Origin of the sequence: Streptomyces olivoverticillatus (assembly GCF_014203555.1) — a bacterium.
In the GTDB taxonomy this organism is placed as follows: Bacteria; Actinomycetota; Actinomycetes; order Streptomycetales; family Streptomycetaceae; genus Streptomyces; species Streptomyces olivoverticillatus.
Map to the genome: position 1 here is coordinate 226,864 of NZ_JACHJH010000004.1, position 22,512 is coordinate 249,375.

21 protein-coding genes and 2 tRNA genes are annotated in these 22,512 nt (G+C 69.9%); 5 read left to right on the plus strand and 18 right to left on the minus strand.

Features of this window, described 5'->3' with window-relative positions:
- The first annotated feature begins 83 nt into the window (after positions 1-83).
- Positions 84-2,111 (plus strand): Stk1 family PASTA domain-containing Ser/Thr kinase, encoded by a 2,028-nt coding sequence (pknB, locus tag FHS39_RS15195; protein WP_184349880.1) that lies wholly within the window; start codon positions 84-86, stop codon positions 2,109-2,111.
- Between the two features lie 67 nt (positions 2,112-2,178).
- Here pknB and FHS39_RS15200 read toward each other — a convergent pair whose 3' ends face one another.
- The 6 genes from FHS39_RS15200 to FHS39_RS15225 form a co-directional block, all read right to left on the minus strand.
- Positions 2,179-2,949 carry a class E sortase gene (locus FHS39_RS15200; protein WP_343069590.1) on the minus strand — a complete coding sequence of 257 codons (771 nt, stop codon included), beginning with the start codon at positions 2,947-2,949 and terminating at the stop codon, positions 2,179-2,181.
- A 28-nt stretch (positions 2,950-2,977) separates the two neighbouring features.
- On the minus strand, positions 2,978-3,859 hold the full coding sequence (locus FHS39_RS15205; RefSeq protein ID WP_425507785.1) for a class E sortase: 882 nt from the start codon (positions 3,857-3,859) through the stop codon (positions 2,978-2,980).
- On the minus strand, positions 3,856-4,494 hold the full coding sequence (locus tag FHS39_RS15210; protein WP_184349882.1) for an aminodeoxychorismate/anthranilate synthase component II: 639 nt from the start codon (positions 4,492-4,494) through the stop codon (positions 3,856-3,858). The genes FHS39_RS15205 and FHS39_RS15210 overlap by 4 nt, the downstream gene beginning before the upstream one ends.
- Positions 4,491-4,685, minus strand: a complete 195-nt coding sequence (locus FHS39_RS15215) for a hypothetical protein (protein WP_045932053.1) — start codon at positions 4,683-4,685, stop codon at positions 4,491-4,493. The genes FHS39_RS15210 and FHS39_RS15215 overlap by 4 nt, the downstream gene beginning before the upstream one ends.
- A 71-nt stretch (positions 4,686-4,756) precedes the next feature.
- A complete protein-coding gene (locus tag FHS39_RS15220; protein WP_184349883.1) occupies positions 4,757-5,560 on the minus strand; it encodes a class E sortase in 804 nt (267 codons plus the stop codon).
- Between the two features lie 19 nt (positions 5,561-5,579).
- Entirely contained in the window at positions 5,580-6,344 is a 765-nt protein-coding gene (locus FHS39_RS15225) for a DUF881 domain-containing protein (protein ID WP_184349884.1), read from the minus strand.
- Positions 6,345-6,461: 117 nt separating this feature from the next.
- On the opposite strand from FHS39_RS15225, the gene crgA reads away from it, so the two are divergent.
- Positions 6,462-6,716, plus strand: a complete 255-nt coding sequence (gene crgA / locus FHS39_RS15230) for a cell division protein CrgA (RefSeq protein WP_045932056.1) — start codon at positions 6,462-6,464, stop codon at positions 6,714-6,716.
- 303 nt (positions 6,717-7,019) lie between these two features.
- Here the strand turns inward: crgA and FHS39_RS15235 are convergent, their stop codons facing one another.
- Positions 7,020-7,877 (minus strand): rhomboid family intramembrane serine protease, encoded by an 858-nt coding sequence (locus tag FHS39_RS15235; protein ID WP_184349885.1) that lies wholly within the window; start codon positions 7,875-7,877, stop codon positions 7,020-7,022.
- A gap of 141 nt (positions 7,878-8,018) precedes the next feature.
- Entirely contained in the window at positions 8,019-8,546 is a 528-nt protein-coding gene (locus FHS39_RS15240; protein ID WP_184349886.1) for a peptidylprolyl isomerase, read from the minus strand.
- Positions 8,547-8,849: 303 nt separating this feature from the next.
- Between FHS39_RS15240 and FHS39_RS15245 the strand changes: the two genes are divergently transcribed.
- On the plus strand, positions 8,850-9,485 hold the full coding sequence (locus FHS39_RS15245) for a DUF5324 family protein (protein WP_184349887.1): 636 nt from the start codon (positions 8,850-8,852) through the stop codon (positions 9,483-9,485).
- 74 nt (positions 9,486-9,559) lie between these two features.
- Here FHS39_RS15245 and FHS39_RS15250 read toward each other — a convergent pair.
- Positions 9,560-9,632 (minus strand) — tRNA-Ala (locus FHS39_RS15250).
- A 118-nt stretch (positions 9,633-9,750) separates the two neighbouring features.
- On the opposite strand from FHS39_RS15250, the gene FHS39_RS15255 reads away from it, so the two are divergent.
- Positions 9,751-10,296, plus strand: coding sequence for a helix-turn-helix domain-containing protein (locus FHS39_RS15255; protein ID WP_045932060.1), 546 nt, complete (start codon positions 9,751-9,753; stop codon positions 10,294-10,296).
- Between the two features lie 75 nt (positions 10,297-10,371).
- On the plus strand, positions 10,372-11,547 hold the full coding sequence (locus FHS39_RS15260; protein ID WP_184349888.1) for a serine/threonine-protein kinase: 1,176 nt from the start codon (positions 10,372-10,374) through the stop codon (positions 11,545-11,547).
- A 165-nt stretch (positions 11,548-11,712) separates the two neighbouring features.
- Here the strand turns inward: FHS39_RS15260 and FHS39_RS25160 are convergent, their stop codons facing one another.
- The 9 genes from FHS39_RS25160 to dnaN all read right to left on the minus strand — a co-directional run bounded on the left by FHS39_RS25160 (position 11,713) and on the right by dnaN (position 21,936).
- On the minus strand, positions 11,713-11,847 hold the full coding sequence (locus FHS39_RS25160) for a DLW-39 family protein (protein ID WP_003958712.1): 135 nt from the start codon (positions 11,845-11,847) through the stop codon (positions 11,713-11,715).
- A 192-nt stretch (positions 11,848-12,039) separates the two neighbouring features.
- Positions 12,040-12,113: transfer RNA gene (locus tag FHS39_RS15270), tRNA-Ile, on the minus strand.
- Positions 12,114-12,185: 72 nt separating this feature from the next.
- Complete coding sequence (locus FHS39_RS25875) at positions 12,186-13,043, minus strand: DUF3566 domain-containing protein (RefSeq protein WP_343069591.1); 858 nt, start codon at positions 13,041-13,043, stop codon at positions 12,186-12,188.
- A 3-nt stretch (positions 13,044-13,046) separates the two neighbouring features.
- Positions 13,047-15,677, minus strand: a complete 2,631-nt coding sequence (gene gyrA, locus FHS39_RS15280) for a DNA gyrase subunit A (protein WP_184349889.1) — start codon at positions 15,675-15,677, stop codon at positions 13,047-13,049.
- Positions 15,678-15,728: 51 nt separating this feature from the next.
- On the minus strand, positions 15,729-17,780 hold the full coding sequence (gene gyrB / locus FHS39_RS15285; RefSeq protein ID WP_184349890.1) for a DNA topoisomerase (ATP-hydrolyzing) subunit B: 2,052 nt from the start codon (positions 17,778-17,780) through the stop codon (positions 15,729-15,731).
- Positions 17,781-18,119: 339 nt separating this feature from the next.
- Positions 18,120-18,653 (minus strand): DciA family protein, encoded by a 534-nt coding sequence (locus tag FHS39_RS15290; protein ID WP_045932064.1) that lies wholly within the window; start codon positions 18,651-18,653, stop codon positions 18,120-18,122.
- Positions 18,650-19,774 (minus strand): DNA replication/repair protein RecF, encoded by a 1,125-nt coding sequence (gene recF / locus FHS39_RS15295; protein ID WP_184349891.1) that lies wholly within the window; start codon positions 19,772-19,774, stop codon positions 18,650-18,652. Before recF ends, FHS39_RS15290 begins: the two co-directional genes overlap by 4 nt.
- A 32-nt stretch (positions 19,775-19,806) precedes the next feature.
- Positions 19,807-20,682, minus strand: coding sequence for a phosphogluconate dehydrogenase (NAD(+)-dependent, decarboxylating) (gene gnd, locus FHS39_RS15300; protein ID WP_045932066.1), 876 nt, complete (start codon positions 20,680-20,682; stop codon positions 19,807-19,809).
- A 123-nt stretch (positions 20,683-20,805) separates the two neighbouring features.
- Complete coding sequence (gene dnaN / locus FHS39_RS15305; RefSeq protein ID WP_184349892.1) at positions 20,806-21,936, minus strand: DNA polymerase III subunit beta; 1,131 nt, start codon at positions 21,934-21,936, stop codon at positions 20,806-20,808.
- Between the last annotated feature and the right edge of the window lie 576 nt (positions 21,937-22,512).

The following is a 22,512-nucleotide window of genomic DNA, read 5'->3' on the forward strand; positions in this document are numbered from 1 at the left end:
CCGGTGCGCCGGGTACGGTATGCCGGACAGCACACTGCCGGACGTGACGAAGGTGCGGTCAGGGAAACGGAAGGGCTGGAGCTATGGAAGAGCCGCGTCGCCTCGGCGGCCGGTACGAGCTGGGCTCGGTGCTCGGCCGTGGTGGCATGGCCGAGGTCTACCTCGCGCACGACACCCGGCTCGGCCGCACCGTCGCCGTGAAGACGCTGCGGGTGGACCTTGCCCGCGACCCGTCCTTCCAGGCCCGGTTCCGCCGTGAGGCCCAGTCGGCCGCCTCCCTCAACCACCCGTCGATCGTCGCCGTGTACGACACGGGCGAGGACTACGTCGACGGGGTGTCGATCCCGTACATCGTCATGGAGTACGTCGACGGGTCGACGCTGCGCGAGCTGCTGCACTCCGGCCGCAAGCTGCTGCCCGAGCGCTCGCTGGAGATGACCATCGGGGTGCTCCAGGCGCTGGAGTACTCGCACCGGGCCGGCATCGTCCACCGCGACATCAAGCCCGCCAACGTCATGCTGACCCGCACCGGCCAGGTGAAGGTCATGGACTTCGGCATCGCCCGTGCGATGGGCGACTCCGGCATGACGATGACGCAGACCGCAGCCGTCATCGGCACCGCCCAGTACCTCTCCCCCGAGCAGGCCAAGGGCGAGCAGGTCGACGCGCGGTCCGACCTCTACTCCACGGGCTGCCTGCTCTACGAGCTGCTCACGGTCCGGCCGCCGTTCATCGGCGACTCGCCGGTGGCCGTCGCCTACCAGCACGTACGGGAAGAGCCGAACCCGCCGAGCACCCACGACCCCGAGATCAGGCCCGAGGTCGACGCCATCGTCCTCAAGGCGCTGACCAAGGACCCGGACTACCGATACCAGTCGGCCGACGAGATGCGCGCCGACATCGAGGCGGCCCTCGAAGGGCGGCCGGTGGCCGCCGCGGCCTCGCTGGGCGCGGCCGGGTACGGCGAGGACCAGCCGACGACCATGCTGCACGCGCAGGATGCGGGTGCAGCCGGGCAGACGTCGATGATGCCGCCGGTCTCCGACGGCGGCGGCTACGGCGGCTACGACAACGGCTCCGGCGGCGGGCGCCGCGGCGGTGGCGGCAAGAAGAGCAACCTCTCCACCATCCTGCTGGTCGTCGCGGGCATCCTGGTGCTGGTCGGCGCGATCTTCATCGGCAAGTCGCTGTTCAGCGGCGGCGGGGCCAACTCCGAGGTCACCGTGCCGAACCTCAAGGGCGAGACGCTGGCGTCCGCCCAGAAGCTCGGCGTCAACGGCGACTTCAAGGTCGTCCAGGGCGGCACCAAGCCCTGTGACGAGCCCAAGGGCAAGATCTGCGACCAGGACCCGGGTCAGGGCGCGAAGGTGAAGTCCGGCTCCGAGGTCAAGGTCGTCGTGTCCGAGGGCGAGGAGAAGATCGCCGTACCGGACGTGCGGGGCATGAAGTTCGAGGAGGCCTCGTCGCAGCTGGAGGACAAGGGCTTCACGGTCAAGCAGAAGCAGCAGGAGTCCGACCAGACGCCCGGCGTCGTCATCAGCCAGGACCCGGCGGCCGACTCGAAGGCCCCCAAGGGCACCGAGATCACCCTGACGGTCGCCACGAAGGCGGCGAGCAAGACGGTGCCGTCGGTGGTCGGGCAGACCTACGACGCGGCCAACAAGCAGCTCACCGACAACGGCTTCCAGGTCGTCCGGGAGGACGAGGACTCGGACAAGCCGGTGAACACGGTCACCCGGCAGAGCCCCGACGGCAACACCTCCGCCAAGCCCGGCTCGACGGTGACGCTCTTCGTCTCCAAGGGCGCGGCGCAGAAGGGCGTGCCCGGCCTGATGGGCATGAAGCTCAAGGACGCCAAGAAGGCGCTGACGGACGCGGGCCTCAAGCCCGGCAACATCAACGGCCCGCAGGACGACAACGCCGTGGTGGTGACCTCCGACCCGGCCCAGGGCCAGCAGGTGCCCCAGGGCACGGCGGTCAACCTCACCACCATGGCGGGCCTGCCCGGCGGTGACACCGGCGGGCAGCCGGGCACCGGCGCGGGCCAGACGGGCGGCCAGCAGGACATCGGCGGCCTCTTCGGCGGCATGCCCGGCGGCCGCAAGCACTGACGGCTCATGATGAAGCCCCGGCAACCTCCCTGCGGAGGGTGCCGGGGCTTCATCATGACGTGAACGGCTAGCGGAGCTCCTTGGGCGGGGTGCGCTTGGCGTCGACCTTCTCCGTGCGCTCCAGCTCGGCCCAGACGATGTAGCGGTAGTCGGAGGTGTAGACGGGCGTGCAGGTCGTCAGGGTCAGATAGCGGCCGGGCACGGTCTTGCCGGATTCCTTGGGGACGGCGTCCAGGACATCGACGTTGAAGCGCGAGGTCTCCTTGAGCTCTCCGTAGACCTTGTAGACGTACCAGACGTCGCGCGTCTCGAAGACGACCGGATCACCGGTCTCGATCTTGTCGATGTTGTGGAACTTGGCGCCGTGCCCGTCCCGGTGCGCGGCCAGGGTGAAGTTGCCCTGCTTGTCCCAGGGCATCGCGGCCGGCACGGGGTCGCGGTAGAAGCCGGCCACGCCCTCGTTGAGGACACCGGTGCCGGTGCCGGGCTTGACCAGCACCTCGCCGTTCTTCATGGCCGGCACGTGCAGGAAGCCGATGCCGTCCTTGGTGTCGAGCGCGCCCGGCCCGGCGGGCTTGGCCCAGTTGTGGCGCACGTGGTTGGCCTGGCGCTTGGCCTCGCGGTCCGCGAGGACGTTCGTCCACCACAGGGAGTAGACGACGAAAAGCGCCATGATCACGCCCGCTGTGATCAGCAGCTCGCCTATGAAGCTGACGACGGCGGCGATCCGGCCGCGCGCGCCGCCCGGCCGCGGGCGGTCCGGCCCCTGCTGCCGCCGTGGCTCGTCGCGGTCCGCTTCCTGCTGCAGCTGTGGCTCGTCGCCGTCGGTCCGTGCCACCGCGCCTGTACCCCGTCTCTCCATTGCCTCACTCGACGAGCGCGTCCGGCTTTCCCTTGGACCGGGGCCGCTCGTCGACCATCTTGCCCCACACGATCATGCGGTACGTACTGGTGAACTCCGGGGTGCAGGTGGTCAGCGTGATGTACCGCCCGGGCCCCTTGAAGCCGGAGCCGACCGGAACAGGGTCGATGACCCGCACGTTTGCCGGGGACGTCTGATCCAGACGGCTCGTCATCTCATACGTGTAGAAGGTGCTCTTGGTTTCCACCACGATCTTGTCGCCGGGTTGCAGCCGGTTGACGTAGCGGAACGGTTCGCCGTGGGTGTTGCGGTGCCCGGCGAGCGCGAAGTTTCCCTGCTGGTCCCAGGGCATCACGGCCTTGAGGCCGCTCTCGTCGTAGTGCCCGACCATGCCGCGGTCGAGCACCTTGTGCTTGTCGGTGCCCTGGGCGATGGGGGCCTTCACGTCCAGCTTGGGGATGTAGAGGATGGCGAAGCCCTGGCCCGGCGAGAAGGCGCCCGCGTCCCGGTCGGGGCCGTCGCCCTTGTCCCAGCTGTTCTGCAGGCTGTGGGCGGTCCCGCCCGCCTGCTGGTGGGCGATGATGTTCGTCCACCACAGCTGGTAGGCGACGAAGAGCAGCATCACCACGCCGAGGGTGATGAAGAGCTCGCCCACCAGGCGGCTCACGATCACACCGGGGCTGTCCCGGCGGGCGCGCGCGGCGCGCTGCGCCGCCTTGCGCCGCTCCGCACGCCCCCCGGTGACCGGGGGCGGCGCGGGTTCGATCCGGCGCAGCGTCATGGTCGCGTCGTCCTCCGGCGGCAGCGGCTGCGAGACGACGGGCGTCGCGCGGCCCTGCGGCCCGGAGGTCAACCACGGGTCCTGCTCGGGCCGGAGCGTGGTCACGCCCCGGCCTTGCCCACCACCGGGGCGAGCCCGGCCGACCGTTCCACCGCCCCGGCGTCACCGCAGGCCACCAGCCAGTTCGCGAGCATCCGGTGCCCCCACTCGGTGAGCACGGACTCGGGGTGGAACTGCACGCCCTCCACCGGCAGGTCGCGGTGGCGCAGGCCCATGGCGATGCCCGTGTCGGTCCAGGCGGTGATCTCCAGCTCGTCCGGCCAGCTCTCCCGCTCGACGGCGAGGGAGTGGTAGCGGGTGGCGGTGAAGGGCGAGGGCAGGCCGTGGAAGACGCCCTTGCCCTCGTGCGTCACCGGCGAGGTCTTGCCGTGCAGCAGCTCGGGCGCGCGCCCGACGACTCCTCCGTAGGCGACGGCCATCGACTGCATGCCCAGGCACACCCCGAAGACCGGCACCCCGGTGTTGGCGCAGTGCCGCACCATGTCGATGCAGACGCCCGCCTGTTCGGGTGCTCCGGGGCCGGGCGAGAGCAGCACCCCGTCGAAGCCGTCCTGGGCGTGGCCGGGCTCCACCTCGTCGTTGCGCCGCACTTCGCACTCGGCGCCGAGCTGGTAGAGGTACTGGACGAGGTTGAAGACGAAGCTGTCGTAGTTGTCCACGACGAGGATGCGCGCGCTCACGAGGCAACCGCCGTTCCGCCGGTGACCGGCATGCCGTTGTCGACCGTCACGTCGTTGAACGGCAGCAGCGGCTCCGCCCAGGGGAAGACGTACTGGAAGAGGACGTAGACGATCGCCAGCACGAGGATCAGGGAGATCAGCGCCTTCATCCACGCGTTGCCCGGCAGATGACGCCAGATCCAGACGTACATGCTCTACCCACTCGCCGATGGTTTGGTCGTTTGCAGCACCAGAGTAAGGGGCGGCACCCGGTGCCGGAGGGTCAGCCGAGCAAAGCCTTCGGCTTGCCCTCGGCGGCCGGACGGGTGGTTTCGAGGTGCGCCCAGACGATCAGCCGGTGGCTGTGGCCCCACTCCGGATCGCAGGTCGTCAGCGTCAGATAGCGGCCCGGTTCGCGGTATCCGGAGGCGGCGGGCACCGGGTCGATGACACCGGTGTCGCCGGGGAGGGTGCGGTACGGGCGGGTGTCGACGCGGTAGGTGAACCAGGTGGTGCCGTCGGTCAGCACCACCGCGTCGCCGGGCCGCAGTTCGTCCAGGTCCTTGAACGGGTCGCCGTACGTGCGGCGGTGCCCGGCGACGGCGAAGTTGCCCGTGCCGCCCAGCTCGGCGGTGCGCGCATAGTGGCCGAGGCCCTTCTTGAGGAGCTCGGTGCCGGTGCCCTGGAGGACGGGTTTGGCCCAGCCTTCGCCGAAGCGGGGGACGTACATCACGGCGAAGGGCGCGCCGGAGCGGTAGTCGGCCGGGGGCGGGGCGGAGGAGCGGGCGCCGGGAGGTGTCGTCGCCCCTGGCGTCCGTCCGGCGCGGGGGGCCGGGCCGTTCCCGGCGCTGCCGGCCGCGGCCGTTGCGTCCGCGGGCGGGCCGGGCGCGTCGGTGCCGGTGCCGGTGCCGCCCGGGGTCACCGGGCCGGTGGCCCACTGGTCCTGGAGGCGGCCTATCTCGCCCTCCATGGCGCTGTCCGCCCGGACTCCGGTCCAGTACAGGACGTACACCACGAACAGGACGGTCAACGTACCGACGGTCAGGCACAGTTCGCTGAGCGTACGGACGACGAGTCGTAACCCCATCGGCCGGCTCCCTCCCGGGTCACCCCACGGGCTTGGCGTAGTGGAGATCCACTGTGCCCGAGTAGCCGGGAAGAGTCACCGCGTCGTGCTGGTCGACTTTCCAGCCGAGCCCGTACGCGGCCACGTACTGGAGGTAGTTCTGGATGGCGGGCGAGCTGTCCAGCGCCTTGCGCAGGGCGCCGCGGTCGCCGACGGCGGTCACCTTGTAGGGCGGGGAGTAGACGCGGCCCTGAAGGATGAGGGTGTTGCCGACGCAGCGGACGGCGCTGGTGGAGATCAGCCGCTGGTCCATGACCTCGATGCCCTTGGCGCCGCCCCGCCACAGGGCGTTGACGACGGCCTGCAGGTCCTGTTGGTGGATGACGAGGTCGTTGGGCTGGGGCTGGGGGACGCCGGGGATCTTGGCGGTGGCGTTGGGCGGCGCGTCGGTGAGGGTGACGGTCATCCCGGGGCCGGTGAGCTTCTGAGTGCCGGCGGCGGTCTCCAGGGCGTTGAGCTTGCGGTCCTGGGCCGCGGTGTTGCCGTTGTCGCGGCGGGCGAGGGCGTCGACCTCGGCGCGGGCCGCGGCGGCGCTGTCCTCGAGCTCGCCGTTCTTGTGGCTGCGCTCCTGGATGAGGTCCGACAATCGCAGCATCGAGGAGTCGGTGCGGATGTTGGTGCCCTGGGCCGTGTTGAAGCTCGTCCAGAAGATGAGCCCGGCCAGTGCGAAGACCCCGCCGGTCAGCAGGCGCACGGGCTTGAAGCGCCGGACAGGTGAGCTGGTGGAGTCCGCAGAATTGCTCAACGTACCCTTATCCTCTCCGACGCCGCGGAAGCACTACGCTAACGGACGCCCGGGCCGATCAGCCCACCTTGTAACCCAGCGCGGTCACGCAGCGCATCGACAGGAGAGAGTTCCCTCGTGCCGAAGTCACGGATCCGCAAGAAAGACGACTTCACGCCGCCGCCGGTGAAGCAGCAGAACATCAAGCTGACCACCGGCCGTCGCTGGGTGGCGCCGTTGATGCTGGCGATGTTCCTGATCGGCCTGGCCTGGATCGTCGTCTTCTATGTGACGAGCGGCGACATGCCCGTCCAGGCGCTGCACAACTGGAACATCGTGGTCGGCTTCGGCTTCATCGCCGCTGGCTTCGTCGTGTCCACGCAGTGGAAGTAGCCTCGGCACACCAAGCCTTCCCCTAAGCCTTTCGGCGAGTTATCCACACCCTCGTCCACAGTGGGGAAAACTCAGACGATCTGTGGATAACTTCCGGGACGTTGACGCCGGTGTGACCGGGCGCACGTGCTGTGCTCCCCTGGCCACACCGGTGTCTTCCAGCGCAAACGCAGCTCAGAGGCGTCGCGGAGGCGGGGAACGGACGTTCCCGCACACCGTGCACAAGATTCCGCACTCGCTGTGGACAACGTGTGCATCCACCGATGTGGGTGACGTAACCCGAACGGCTCCCCGCAGCTCCGCTCAGGCGAGCTGGAGGGTCCGTACGCACACCACCACGACGATCGCCAGCGCCGCCGCCGCGCAGGTGAGGCCCTGCACCAGCGCGCGCTTGTCCCGAGGGGCGTGCACCATGCCATACGCCACCGCCGTGCCCACCACGAGCCCGCCGACGTGTGCTTCCCGGGCGATGTTGTGCCACGTGAAGGTGAAGATCAGGTTGAGCACGAGCAGCGCGATCACCGGGCGCATGTCGTACCTCATCCGCCGCAGCAGCACGGCGGTGGCACCCAGCAGGCCGAAGATCGCGCCCGAGGCACCCAGTGAGGGCTGGTTCGGCTCGGCGATCAGATAGGTCAGCGCGCTGCCGCCCAGTCCGGACAGCAGATAGAGGGCCAGATAGCGGGCGCGGCCCAGCGCGGCCTCCAGGGGCGGGCCCAGGAACCAGAGCGAGATCATGTTGAAGGCGATGTGCTCCGGTGCCTGGTGCAGGAAGACGGCCGTCAGCAGCCGGTACCACTGGCCGTCGGCGACGCCCTCCACCGGGCCGCCGTAAAAGCGCGCCTGTCCCAGCATCTCCAGGGAGTCCAGCAGGCCGTCCCCGACGGTCATCACCGCGATCCACAGGGCGACGTTGAGCCCGATCAGGATCTTGGTCACCAGGCGCGGATCGTCGGTGTGCACGCTCCCCGCGACGGTGCGCGGCGCGGAGGCGGCGGGGCCGTGCCCCGTGCCGGAACCACTGCCCACACACTCCGGGCACTGGAAGCCGACGGAGGCGCTGACCATGCACTGCGGGCAGATCGGACGCTCGCAGCGGGTGCAGCGGATGCCGGTCTCCCGGTCCGGATGGCGGTAACAGCGGTCGGCCTGGTCGCTCATGCTCTCCCCTTGCCCCTGTCGCGGGCGCTGCTCGGTGCGCGGCAGCGGTGCCCTGCCCGGCAGCACGCCGCCCCGCCCGTCATACGGACGGACGGGGCGCCAGGTTCCCCCGGGACGTCGTGACAGCCGCGCGGCCCGGCGTCAGCGGGTCTCGACGACGACGGACTCGATGACCACGTCCTGGACGGGGCGGTCGGTGCGCGGGTTGGTCTGGGCGCTGGCAATGGCGTCCACGACCTTCTTGCTCGCGTCGCTCGCGACCTCGCCGAAGATGGTGTGCTTGCCGGTCAGCCAGGCGGTGGGGGACACGGTGATGAAGAACTGCGAGCCGTTGGTGCCCGGGCCGGCGTTGGCCATGGCCAGCAGGTAGGGCTTGGTGAAGGCGAGCTCCGGGTGGAACTCGTCGGCGAACTGGTAACCGGGGCCGCCCGTGCCGTTGCCCAGCGGGTCGCCGCCCTGGATCATGAAGCCCTCGATGACGCGGTGGAAGACCGTGCCGTCGTAGAGCTTGTCCGTGGTCTTCGCGCCCGTCGAGGGGTTGACCCACTCGCGCTCGCCCTTGGCGAGCTCGACGAAGTTCTTGACCGTCTTGGGGGCGTGGTGCGGCAGGAGCCGAATCTCGATGTCGCCCTGGTTGGTCTTGAGGGTGGCGAAAAGCTGCTCGGCCACGGATCTACCTTCCATAGTCTTCACTGACGGCTACCGATCCTCGCACGACGGGTATCCGGCGGGAGCCATCAAAGCCCGGCGCGCGGCGGCGAACCGTGGCATTGTCGACCGGAGCTCCCCTTACGGCGTTCTCCCGGGGGAACGCGTTCTCCGGAAGGCGCTGCACGTGTCGTGGCTCCGCCAGGGGGCGGCTCCCCCGGCACCCGGATGCCCGCTCGCACATGCCGGTCCGCCCATCGGCAGGCATGATTTTCCACTGGGTGGAAAGGCGACAAACCATACGCCACCGAGGAGGAGGTTCACGTGACCCGCAAGCACAGCGTGCACGCCGCGACCTGCACGGCCAAGGACAGCGTGCGTCACGCCGCGGAAGTGGTGGCGCCCTACGCAGGCACCGCGAAGGACGCGGCCGCGCACTACGCCCACGAGGCCCGGGCACGGCTCGCGCCCATGGTCGCCGACGCCGCTCACCAGGCCCGGGCCCAGTACGACGTCCATCTGCAGCCCCGGCTCGAGCACGCCCGCGAGGCCCTGCCGCCGAAGCTGGACCACGCGGCGGCCCGCGCCCGCGCCGCCGCCGAGCCCGTCCGGGACGAGGCGCTCTCCCGGGGCACCGCCGCCCTCGCCGCGCTGCGCGGCGAGGTCTCCGCCGCCGAGGTGGAGATGCTCGTGCGCAAGCGCAGTCGCGGCTGCCGCGTGGGCCGGGCGGCCAAGCGGCTGGCGGTGGTGGGTCTGCTCGCGGGTGCGGCCTTCGTCGCGTGGAAGTGGTGGGACAAGCAGGCCAACCCCGACTGGCTCGTCGAGCCCCCGGAGGCCACCGAGCCCGGCCGCTCCCCCCTCACCTCGGTGGACGGCAGCGCGGAGTCCTCGCTCCTCGACCCGGAGGTCCGTGCCAAGCAGGCGAAGGACTCCGACGACGAGCCCGGCGACACCGCCTGACCCAGGACGCACCGGCCCAGGACGCAAAGAAACCCCTCCGACCGCGTTTACGCAGGTCGGAGGGGTTTCGTCTGTGGAGCCTAGGGGAGTCGAACCCCTGACATCTGCCATGCAAAGACAGCGCTCTACCAACTGAGCTAAGGCCCCGTCGGGGACCAGACTACCCGGTGCCAGGAGTGTTTCCCGACCGGGTATCGCCGGGACCCACCACTCTCCGTAGGATGCACCGCAAGATTCGCGGCAGCGAAGCGAAGGGGAGAGCGAGATGGACGCAGCACAGCAGGAAGCCACCGCCCGCGCACGGGAGCTGCAGCGCAGCTGGTACGGGGAGCCGTTGGGGGCGCTCTTCCGCCGTCTCATCGACGACCTCGGCCTCAACCAGGCCCGTCTCGCCTCCGTTCTGGGCCTTTCGGCGCCCATGCTCTCGCAGCTGATGAGCGGTCAGCGCGCGAAGATCGGCAATCCTGCCGTGGTGCAGCGGGTCCAGGCGCTCCAGGAGCTCTCCAGCCAGGTCGCGGACGGCAGCGTGAGCGCCGCCGAGGCCGCCGAGCGGATGGAGGAGGTCAAGAAGAGCTCGGGCGGCTCGGTCCTCAACTCCACCCAGACCACGGCCAGCAGCGGTGCGCCGACCGTGCGCCGCGTGGTGCGCGAGATCCAGTCGCTGCTGCGCTCCGTGGCGGGCGCGGGCGACATCATCGACGCCGCGGTCACCCTCGCTCCCACCCACCCCGAACTGGCCGAGTTCCTGCGGGTCTACGGCGCCGGACGGACAGCCGAGGCGGTCGCGCACTACGAGGCGCACCAGAGCTGACCGTGTGGGCACGGCGCGGCGGGTGGCTGGGGTGGGGGCAATACGGCTGGCCTGGGCGGGGGCGGTACAGACGCGATGGGTGAGCTCTTCGCCGGGCGGTACGAGCTGGTGGACCCGATCGGTCGCGGCGGGGCGGGGGCCGTGTGGCGGGCCTGGGACCGGCGCCGCAAGCGCTACGTGGCCGCCAAGGTGCTCCAGCAGTCCGACGCCCACACCCTGCTGAGGTTCGTCCGCGAGCAGGCGCTGCGGATCGACCACCCCCATGTGCTCGCGCCGATGAGCTGGGCGGCCGACGACGACAAGGTGCTGTTCACCATGGACGTGGTGCGCGGCGGCTCGCTCGCCCATCTCATCGGCGATTACGGCCCCTTGCCGCCGCACTTCGTGTGCGTTCTCCTCGACCAGTTGCTGTCGGGGCTCACCGCGGTGCATGCGGAAGGCGTGGTGCACCGGGACATCAAACCGGCCAACCTCCTTTTGGAGGCGACCGGTACTGGGCGGCCGCATTTACGCCTCTCCGATTTCGGTATCGCCATGCGCAAGGGCGAGCCCCGGCTGACCGAGACCAACTTCGTGATGGGGACGCCCGGTTACTTCGCGCCGGAGCAAATGGTGGGCGAGGAGCCCGACTTCCCCGCGGATCTCTTCGCCGTCGGTCTGGTGGCGCTCTATCTGCTCACGGGCCGCAAACCGGATGCCGAGGCGCTCGTGGAGCGATTCCTGGAGCACGGCGTGCCAGGCCCGCCGGAAGAGGTCCCGGCGCCGCTGTGGGAGGTGATCGCGAATCTGCTGCAGCCCGACCCCTACGCCCGTTTCCGCACCGCTGCGGGGGCGCGCAAGGCGCTTGCGGCCGCCGTGAAGCTGCTGGATCCGCCCCCGGCGGACGAGGAGCGGATCGAGGTCTTCGACCAGCTGGGCCCGCTGCCCGAGGGTTTCGGCCCGAACGGCCCCGCGCCGCGGCCGGAGCGCTCACCGGAAGGGGAAACGCCGGCCACCGTCCGTCCGGCGGCACCGCCCCGCCCGAACTACCCGCCCACACGGCCCTACAGCGGCGCTCAGCCCTTCTCCCGGCCGCTGCCGCGACCCGCGGCGCCGCCGCCCCCGCTCGTGGCCCATACGCCCCCTGCAAGGCCGTTACGGCCCGCACGCGGGCGTCCCGGCCCCTCGCCCAAGGTGGCGGTCCCGGTGCTGCTCGTCGCGCTGCTGTGCCTGGCGGTCGGGGTGTGGGCGCTCACGGCCGGAGGGTGGTGAGCAGCCGCAGGCAGTTCACTTTCGCAATCATTTTATTTGCGATTGCAAGTATTCGGGGGATGGAACGGCCAAAGGGGCCCGGAACGCCACGCCACAGACCCCGGAACGCCACAGGGCCCCGGCCGCTTGAAGCGGCCGGGGCCCTGCGTCAAAACTCGTGATGGCTCACACGCCCGAACCTGCGGGCACGGAGTCGGTCGCCTCCGTCCACAGGTCCTGCTCGGCACGATCCGCCTGGATCTGCCGGTACACGAGGAGCCCGCCGATGGCGGCCAGTGCGACCAGGAGCAGCTTCTTCACCGCGCGACCTCGTCTTTCCTTGACGTAAGGGGACCTCTGGTGGCCGATGATACACACCGGCCGATACCGATCGGTGACCTGCGTCCGCTCCCCCGGCAGCCGCCCGGCCACGGCCTCCGTGGATAGCCTCCGGCCCGAACTCCCAAAAGCGATCGGCCCGGACGGAGAATTCCGTCCGGGCCGATCGTGCGGTGGGGCTAACAGGACTTGAACCTGTGGCCTCTTCCTTATCAGGGAAGCGCTCTAACCGTCTGAGCTATAGCCCCGCGCTGCACCGAAAGATTAGCGCACTTGGGGCCCAGTCCCAAAATCGTCCGGGCCCCGGCCTCCTCCGGCCGCTATTCGTCCTCGGCGAGAGTGAGCTCGACGCCGCCCACGAACCCGGCGGAGAGGTTGTAGACAAAGGCTCCCAGCGTCGCCAGGGCCGTCGCCAGCACCACGTCGATCACGGCGATCACCGAGGTGAACAGCAGCACGTTCGGCAGCGACAGGAACGACTGCAGGTCGAAGCCGCCGCCCTCGCTGGAGCCCGTGGCGTCGCTGATCGTGCCGCCGACGGTGGAGAAGACGCCCATGACGTCCAGGACCGTCCACAGCACGGCCGCCGCCACGATCGTGCACACGCCCAGCGCCACCGACAGCAGGAAGCTGACCTTCATCACCGACCACGGGTCGGCCTTGGCCACCCGCAGCCGTGCCTTGCGCGTCCGCGGGGCCGTACGGGCCTCAGGACGCGCCGGGCGGGCCTGCTCCGGGACGGTGGGCCGGCCGGACGCCTTGACGGGGCCTGCGGCCTTGGCGGGCTCCGTGGCCTTGGCGGACCCGCGCGCGGCCTTGGCGGGCTTGCCGGCCTTGCCGTTCTTGGAAGCGGATTCGGAAGCGGAACCGGATGCGTCATCGGCTGCGGCACCCGAAGCGGAATCCGAAGCGGAGCGCTCCGCCGGAGGCTCGTAGGCCTTCGGCGGGTGGTAGGGCTGAGGACCTCGGGTCTCCGTCACGCTCTTCCCCCTGCCTGCGGACTTGGTGTCACCACCCTTGGAGACTGCCCCACCCTCGCCGTCGGCATCTGCGGTGCCGACGGCCTTGGTGTCCTCGGTGCCCGAGCCACGGGAACCTGCTGTATCGGTGACGGTGCGGGCGGAACCGCTCCGCTTGGCACCGGCCCCGCCTGCCGCGGTGCCCGTGGCTCGACTCACGACTTACTCCTCGGTGTCCTCGGCCGTGGGCGCCGTGCCCTCGGCCGCCCCCGGCCCGTCGCCCTCGGCTGCGTCGGCCAACTCCTCGACGCCCTCAGCCTCGCGACCGGCCTCGGCGTTCCGTGCGATGCCCACGACGGCATCGCGCTTGCCCAGGTTGATCAGTTGGACGCCCATGGTGTCACGGCCGGTCTCCCTGACCTCGTCCACCCGGGTGCGGATCACGCCGCCGCCCAGCGTGATGGCGAGGATCTCGTCGCTCTCCTCGACCACCAGGGCGCCGACCAGCGAACCGCGGTCCTCGACGATCTTGGCAGCCTTGATGCCGAGACCGCCACGGCCCTGGACCCGGTACTCGTCGACATTGGTCCGCTTCGCGTAACCGCCGTCTGTCGCGGTGAAGACGAACGTGCCCGGCCGGACGACGTTCATCGACAGCAGCTCATCGCCCTCGCGGAAGCTCATGCCCTTGACGCCCGAGGTGGCGCGGCCCATGGGACGGAGGGCTTCATCCGTTGCGGTGAACCGGATGGACTGCGCCTTCTTGCTGACCAGCAGCAGGTCGTCCTCGGCGGAGACCAGCTCGGCACCGATCAGCTCGTCCTCGACACCGCCGTCCGTCTCGCGGAGGTTGATGGCGATGACACCGCCGGAGCGCGGCGAGTCGTAGTCCTTGAGCGGGGTCTTCTTCACCAGGCCGGACTTGGTGGCGAGCACCAGGTAGGGCGCCGCCTCGTAGTCGCGGACGGCGAGGATCTGGGCGATCTTCTCGTCCGGCTGGAAGGCCAGCAGGTTGGCCACGTGCTGGCCGCGCGCGTCCCGGCCGGCGTCCGGCAGCTCGTAGGCCTTGGCGCGGTAGACCCGGCCCTTGTTGGTGAAGAACAGCAGCCAGTGGTGCGTGGTGGAGACGAAGAAGTGGTCGACGATGTCGTCCTGCTTGAGCTTCGTGCCCCGTACGCCCTTGCCGCCGCGCTTCTGCGAGCGGTAGTCCTCGGTCTTGGTGCGCTTGACGTAGCCACCGTTGGTGATGGTGACGACGATGTCCTCTTCGGCGATGAGGTCCTCGATGGACATGTCGCCGTCGAAGGGGATCAGCTCGGAGCGCCGGTCGTCGCCGAACTTGTCGACGATGGCGGCGAGCTCCTCGCTGATGATCATCCGCTGCCGCTCGGGCGAGGCGAGGATCGCGTTGTACTCGTTGATCTTCGCCTGGAGCTCGTCGTGCTCCGCGGTGATCTTCTGGTGCTCCAGGGCCGCCAGGCGGCGCAGCTGCATTTCCAGGATCGCGTTGGCCTGGATCTCGTCGATCTGCAGCAGGCCCATCAGGCCCCCGCGGGCGACGTCGACGGTGTCGCTGCGCCGGATCAGCGCGATGACCTCGTCGATGGCGTCCAGGGCCTTGAGCAGGCCGCGCAGGATGTGGGCGCGCTCCTCGGCCTTGCGCAGCCGGAAGCGGGTGCGCCGGACGATGACCTCTACCTGGTGGGTGACCCAGTTGCGGATGAAGGCGTCCAGCGACAGGGTGCGCGGCACGCCGTCCACCAGCGCCAGCATGTTGGCGCCGAAGTTCGTCTGCAGGTCGGTGTGCTTGTAGAGGTTGTTGAGGACGACCTTGGCGACCGCGTCCCGCTTGAGGACGATCACCAGGCGCTGGCCGGTGCGGGAGGAGGTCTCGTCGCGGACGTCCGCGATGCCGCCGACCTTGCCGTCCTTCACCAGGTCGGCGATCTTCTGCGCGAGGTTGTCCGGGTTGACCTGGTAGGGCAGCTCGGTGACCACCAGGCACTGGCGGTTCTGGATCTCCTCGACCTGGACCACCGCACGCATGGTGATCGAGCCGCGGCCGGTGCGGTAGGCCTCCTCGATGCCCTTGCGGCCCACCACGAGGGCGCCGGTCGGGAAGTCGGGGCCCTTGATGCGCTCCATGAGCGCCTCGAGGAGTTCCTCGGGCGTCGCCTCGGGGTTCGCCAGGAACCACTGGGCGCCCTCGGCCACCTCGCGCAGGTTGTGCGGCGGGATGTTGGTGGCCATGCCGACCGCGATGCCCGCCGAGCCGTTGATCAGCAGGTTGGGGATGCGGGCCGGCAGGACCGTCGGCTCCTGGTTGCGGCCGTCGTAGTTGTCCTGGAAGTCGACGGTCTCCTCGTCGATGTCCCGGAGCATCTCCATGGACAGCGGCATCATCTTGCATTCGGTGTACCGCATGGCGGCGGCCGGGTCGTTGCCCGGGGAACCGAAGTTGCCGTTGGAGTCCACCAGCGGCAGACGCATCGACCAGGGCTGGGCGAGGCGCACCAGCGCGTCGTAGATCGAGGCGTCGCCGTGCGGGTGGTACGTACCCATGACGTCACCGACGACACGGGCGCACTTGTAGAAGCCCTTCTCGGGCCGGTAGCCGCCGTCGTACATCGCGTAGAGCACGCGGCGGTGCACCGGCTTGAGGCCGTCGCGGACGTCGGGCAGCGCACGCGAGACGATCACGCTCATCGCGTAGTCGAGGTAGGAGCGCTGCATCTCCGTCTCGAGCCCCACGGGCTCGACGCGCATCCCCACGCCCTCCAGCGGTGCGGGGGCGCCTTCGGGCGTCACTTCGGGCACAGGGGCGGTGGGAGTCTCAGGGGTCTCGTCGGCCATTGCTGTTCAAAGTCCTTTCGCGCTGCGGCTGTTTCTCGTGGGCCGACAGGCTCAGATGTCGAGGAAGCGGACGTCCTTGGCGTTGCGCTGGATGAAGGAGCGCCGTGCCTCGACGTCCTCGCCCATGAGCACCGAGAACAGGTCGTCCGCCTGCGCGGCGTCGTCCAGGGTGACCTGGCCGAGCACACGGTGGTCGACGTCCATGGTGGTGACGCGCAGCTCCTCGGCGTTCATCTCGCCGAGGCCCTTGAAGCGCTGGACCGAGTCGTCCTTGATCCGCTTGCCGTTCTCCCGGCCGAGCTGGATCAGCGCGTCGCGCTCGCGGTCGGAGTAGGCGTACTCGAAGTCGTCCCGGCCCCACTTGATCTTGTACAGCGGCGGACGGGAGAGGTAGACGTGCCCGGCCTCGACCAGCGGCCGCATGAAGCGGAAGAGGAAGGTCAGCAGCAGGGTGTTGATGTGCTGGCCGTCGACGTCGGCGTCCGCCATCAGGATGATCTTGTGATAGCGGAGCTTCGCGATGTCGAAGTCCTCGTGCACGCCGGTGCCGAAGGCGGAGATCAGCGCCTGGACCTCGGTGTTCTGCAGGATCTTGTCGACGCGCGCCTTCTCGACGTTGAGGATCTTGCCTCGGATCGGGAGGATCGCCTGGTACTGCGGGTTCCGGCCGGACTTGGCCGAGCCGCCGGCGGAGTCACCCTCGACGATGAAGATCTCGCACTTCGTCGGGTCGTTGGACTGGCAGTCGCTGAGCTTGCCCGGCAGCGACGCCGTCTCCAGCAGGCCCTTGCGGCGGGTCAGGTCGCGCGCCTTGCGGGCCGCCACGCGGGCGGTCGCGGCCTGGATGCCCTTGCGGATGATGTCCGCGGCCTCGTTGGGGTTGCGGTCGAGCCAGTCCGTGAGGTGCTCGTGGACGACCTTCTGCACGAAGGTCTTGGCCTCGGTGTTGCCGAGCTTCGTCTTCGTCTGGCCCTCGAACTGCGGCTCGCCGAGCTTGACGGAGATGATCGCGGTCAGACCCTCGCGGATGTCCTCACCCGTGAGGTTGTCGTCCTTCTCGCGCAGCAGCTTCTTGTCGCGGGCGTAACGGTTGATCAGACCGGTCAGCGCGGCGCGGAAGCCCTCTTCGTGCGTACCGCCCTCGTGGGTGTGGATGGTGTTGGCGAAGCTGTACACACCCTCGCTGTACTGGCTGTTCCACTGCATCGCGATCTCGACCGAGAGCATGCGCTCCTTGTCCTCGGCCTCGACGTCGATGACGGTCGGGTGGATCAGCTCGCCCTTACGCGAGTTGAGGTACTTCACGAAGTCGACGATGCCGCCCTCGTAGTGGTACTCGACCGTGAGCGGCTTGCCCTCTTCGTCGACGTGGTCGGCGCGGAAGTCCGTCAGCGAGATGCGCAGGCCCTTGTTGAGGAAGGCCATCTCCTGGAAGCGCCGCGCGAGCGTCTCGAAGGAGTACTCGGTGGTCTCGAAGATGTCGCCGTCGGCCCAGAAGGTGACCGAGGTGCCGGACTCGTCGGTCGCCTCGTTCTTCTGCAGCGGGGCCGTGGGGGCACCGAGCTTGTAGTCCTGGGTCCAGCGGAAGCCGTCGCGCTTGACCTCGACAGCGACGCGCGTCGACAGGGCGTTGACGACCGAAACGCCGACGCCGTGCAGACCGCCGGAGACGGCGTAGCCGCCGCCGCCGAACTTGCCGCCCGCGTGCAGCACGGTGAGCACGACCTCGACGGCCGGCTTCCCCTCGGAGGGGACGATGTCCACGGGGATGCCGCGGCCGTTGTCGACGACGCGCACGCCGCCGTCGGGCAGGATCGTCACGTCGATGGTGTCCGCGTGTCCGGCCAGGGCCTCGTCGACGGAGTTGTCGACGACCTCCTGCACCAGGTGGTGCAGGCCACGCTCACCGGTCGAGCCGATGTACATGCCGGGCCGCTTGCGGACCGCGTCCAGTCCCTCCAGGACGGTGATCGCGCTGGCGTCGTACGACGCCGACGTCTCAGCGGAAGGGGCGCCGGGTGCGGCGCCCTCGTCCTGGGAGGTGGTGGTGTTCTCGTTGGGGTTGCCGGAATCGGCCACGAAGCGCCCTTTCTGGCACAGCACAGGCCTTCCCCTGCCTACGGCGGAAGACCCCGCCCGGGGCAGGCAGGAGCGGCTGCGTCGTTCAGCGTTGGTCGACGAGTCCCGCAAGCCGGCGGGATTACTACCAGTGTACCGGTGGCACTGACATGAATGGGGGTTTGGCGGTGCCTGAGTCCTCACGTGCCGCCCTGAACCGGCATCAGCCGACTCCCTATATGTAGACCCGGGCTCCAAGAGGCTCACAGCGGCACTCAGCGCTTCCGGCTGTCAACCACCCGCAACCATGAGCGGAGTCCCAGGGGGCATCCGGGGTCACGGAGGCCTCCGGGCGCACACCGGAGGTCGATCCGGCGCCCGGTTTCACCCGTAGGTGTCGCCCGGGCCGGTGCTGCCGGGGGCGCGCAGCGGCCCGTAGCGCCGTCCGGGCCCTCCCGGACCCAGCACCTTGATCATCTTTACGGTGCCCTGGCCCAGGTCGTCGTTGAGCCGGGCCACCAGCTGCGGCGCCAGCAGCCGCAGCTGCGTCGCCCACGCCGTCGAGTCGCACTGCACGGTCAGCACCCGTGCGTCCTCGTCGTACTTCTGCGGCTCGCAGTGCAGTGCCACCTCCGGGCCCACCATCTGCGGCCAGCGGCCCATCACCCCGCCCACCGCGGCGGGCGTCTCCCAACCGCGCTCGGTGATCAGCCGGTTGATCGCGGCGCCCAGCGGCAGCGGGTCGCGGCCGTCGGCGCGCGCGCCGGAGCGCAGGCCGCCGCGGCGCGCCTGCTTCTTCTGGAGTGCGGCGTTGCCGCGTGCCCGGGCCTGCTCCTTGGCGGCGCGCAGCGCCACCCGGGCCAGATCCACTCCGGAGGGCTCGGGCGGGGTGGGGGGCGTCACCGGCTGCTCGCTCATACGCGCTCGACCGCACCTTCCGCGACCGCGTAGCGCGCACCGGACAGGAGGGCGGGCACGTCGTCGTCGACGGCGGCCGTCACCAGCACCTGCTCGCCGGGCGCGACCATCTCGGCCAGCCGCTCCCGCCGCCGGGCGTCGAGCTCGGCGAAGACGTCGTCCAGGATGAGCACCGGCTCGTTGCCCTCCGAGCGCAGCAGCTCGTACGAGGCCAGGCGCAGGGCCAGCGCGTACGACCAGGACTCGCCGTGCGAGGCGTAGCCCTTGGCCGGGAGCTCGCCCAGGCGCAGCACCAGTTCGTCGCGGTGCGGGCCGACCAGGGTCACGCCGCGCTCGATCTCCTGCTTGCGCGCCTCGCCGAGCGCCGCGGCGAGGACCTCGTAGAGCTCCTCGCGGCTGTGGGCGCCCTCCGATCCGGCCGGGCCCCGGTAGTCGAAGGAGACCGGGCCGCCGCCGGGCGCCAGCTGCTCGTACGCCTTGTCGGCCAGCGGGCGCAGGGTGGCGATCAAGTCCAGGCGGTGGGCGAGCAGCTCGGCGCCGGCGCGGGCCAGGTGCTGGTCCCACACGTCGAGGGTGGACAGGTCCATGCCCTTGCCTCCGTGGCGGCGGGCCATGGCGGCGGACTTCAGCAGGGTGTTGCGCTGCTTGAGGACGCGCTCGTAGTCGGAGCGGACGCCGGCCATGCGCGGGGCGCGGGCGGTGATCAGCTCGTCGAGGAAGCGGCGGCGCTCGCCGGGGTCGCCCTTGACCAGCGCCAGGTCCTCGGGGGCGAACAGGACGGTGCGCACGATGCCGAGGACATCGCGCGGTCTGACCTGGGAGGAACGGTTGATCCTGGCCCGGTTGGCCTTGCCGGGGTTGAGCTCCAGCTCGATCAGCTGCTGGCGCTCGCCCTGGGTGACGGCGGCGCGGATGACCGCGCGCTCCGCCCCGAGCCGGACCATCGGGGCGTCGGAGGAGACCCGGTGGCTGCCGAGGGTGGCGAGATAGCCGACGGCCTCGACCAGGTTGGTCTTGCCCTGGCCGTTGGGGCCCACGAAAGCCGTGACGCCCGGGTCGAGTGGGACCTCGGCCCGGGCGTACGAGCGGAAGTCGGCCAGCGACAGATGCGAAACATGCATGGTTGCGCGCCGACCTCCCCCGGCTGCGGGTGTTACTTGCTCTCGACCGCGTGGCCACCGAACTGGTTGCGCAGCGCGGCGATCATCTTCATCTGCGGGGAGTCCTCCTGGCGCGAGGCGAAGCGCGCGAAGAGCGAGGCCGTGATCGCGGGCAGCGGCACGGCGTTGTCGATGGCGGCCTCGACCGTCCAGCGGCCTTCGCCGGAGTCGGCCGCGAAGCCGCGCAGGCGGTCCAGGTGCTCGTCCTCGTCGAGGGCGTTGACGGCCAGATCCAGCAGCCAGGAACGGATGACCGTGCCCTCCTGCCAGGAGCGGAAGACCTCGCGCACGTCGGTGACGGAGTCGACCTTCTCCAGGAGCTCCCAGCCCTCGGCGTAGGCCTGCATCATGGCGTACTCGATGCCGTTGTGGACCATCTTGGCGAAGTGGCCGGCGCCGACCTTGCCCGCGTGGACCGAGCCGAAGTCGCCTTCGGGCTTGAGCGCGTCGAAGACCGGCTGGACCTTCGCCACGTTCTCGGCGGTGCCGCCGTACATCAGGGCGTAGCCGTTCTCCAGGCCCCAGACGCCGCCGGAGACGCCGCAGTCGACGAAGCCGATGCCCTTGGCCGCCAGCTCCTCGGCGTGCTTCTCGTCGTCGGTCCAGCGGGAGTTTCCGCCGTCGACGACGACGTCGCCGGGGGACAGCAGCTCGCCGAGCTCGTCGATCGTGGACTGGGTGGCGGCACCGGCCGGGACCATCACCCACACGACGCGCGGACCCTGCAGGGAATCCACAAGCTCCTTGAGGCTGTGGACATCCGCCAGGTCGCGGTTGCGGTCGTATCCGATGACGGTGTGGCCTGCGCGGCGGATGCGCTCGCGCATGTTGCCGCCCATCTTGCCGAGACCGACGAGACCGAGCTCCATCAGTGATCCTCTATGCCGTAGTCGTTGCGATTCCTGGGACCGAGCCTACGCCCGAGGGCCGGTGCACACCTGTGGGGCCGGGGCGCTCAAAGGGTGAGTGCCCCGGTCCCGGGAGGCATGGGCTCAGCCGGACAGTCGCACCGGCATGATCAGGTACTTGTAGGCCTCGTCGGCCTCCGCGTCCACGGCCGGCTTACCGCTGAGCAGCGCGGGCTTGGTGGAGGTGGTGAAGGAGAGCTGGGCGACCGGCGAGTCGATGGCGGACAGGCCCTCCAGCAGGAAGCCGGGGTTGAACGCGATCGAGATGTCGTCGCCCTCGAGCTGGGCGTCGACCCTTTCCACAGCCTGTGCGTCGTCGCTGGAGCCGGCCTCCAGGATGAGCACGCCCTGCTCGAAGCTGAGGCGCACGGGGGTGTTCCGCTCGGCGACGAGTGCGACGCGCTTGACGGCCTCGACGAACGGGGCGGTCTCGATCACGGCGACGGAGTTGAACTCGGTCGGGAAGAGCGTGCGGTACTTCGGCAGGTCGCCCTCGAGGAGGCGGGTGGTCGTGCGGCGACCGGCGCCCTCGAAGCCGATGAGGCCCTCACCGGCACCGGAGCCGCTCAGCGCGAGCGAGACCGTGTCGCCGCCGCTGAGCGACTTGGCGGTGTCCAGGAGCGTCTTGGCGGGCACCAGGGCGACGGCGGAGATGTCCGGCGTCTCGGGCTTCCACATGAACTCGCGGACCGCGAAGCGGTAGCGGTCGGTGGAGGCCAGGGTGACGGTGTCGCCCTCGATCTCGATGCGCACACCGGTGAGCACCGGCAGCGTGTCGTCGCGGCCGGCGGCGATGGCCACCTGGGCGACGGCCGAGGCGAAGACCTCGCCGGGCACGGTGCCGGTGGCGGTCGGCATCTGCGGCAGCGACGGGTACTCCTCCACAGGCAGGGTGTGGAGTGTGAATCGCGAGGAGCCGCAGACGACCGTGACGCGCACGCCGTCCGTGGAGATCTCCACAGGCCTGTTGGGAAGTGCGCGGCAGATGTCGGCGAGCAGGCGGCCGGAGACGAGGACGGTGCCGTCCTCCTCCACATCGGCCTCGACCGAGACGCGGGCGGAGACCTCGTAGTCGAAGCCGGAGAGGCTCAGGGAGCCGTCCTCGGCCTTCAGCAGCAGGCCCGCGAGGACCGGCACCGGCGGACGGGCCGGGAGGCTGCGGGCCGCCCAGGCCACTGCCTCCGCGAGTACATCGCGCTCCACCCGGATCTTCACCGGAACCGCCTCCTGCTTGTTGCTGGCTCGCCCTGCTGGCTACGTCGTCGGCTGAGTTGCCGGAGACCAGTCTGACGCACGCCGCTGACAGTCGGTGCGGCTGGCGGTCAAGTCGAGGTCCGGGGCGTGGCGCGGCCCGAGGCCGATTCATCCACAGCACCCACTTCGAAACCAGTTCCCCGCTAGATCTCTGTGGTCGTAGTAGTAGGGCCTGTGGAAACGGTGGAAAACTGCCTTTGCCCAGGTCGGAACGGATTTTTTGTCCACCGGGCCTGTGGGTGGAGGCGGTGGAAAACCGGGGTGGTCTGTGGACCACGGAAAGTTCTGCACACCCGGTGCACAGGCAGGGCCCACTTCTCCCCAGGGCCATCCCCAGGTTTACCCACGTTGCCCACAGCCCAACCCGGCACCTTGGTGTGACGCCTTTCACTCGGTGCGGTGACCTTGGGCGTTTCGTTGCCGAACAGTGGACAGGGATGTGGAAAGGCTGTGTATAACACCGGTCCTCCTGTGGGCGGCCGGTGGACAACGGTCGGGGCCGTTGTGAGCAGTCCGGCCGTCCACAGGCTGTGGAAC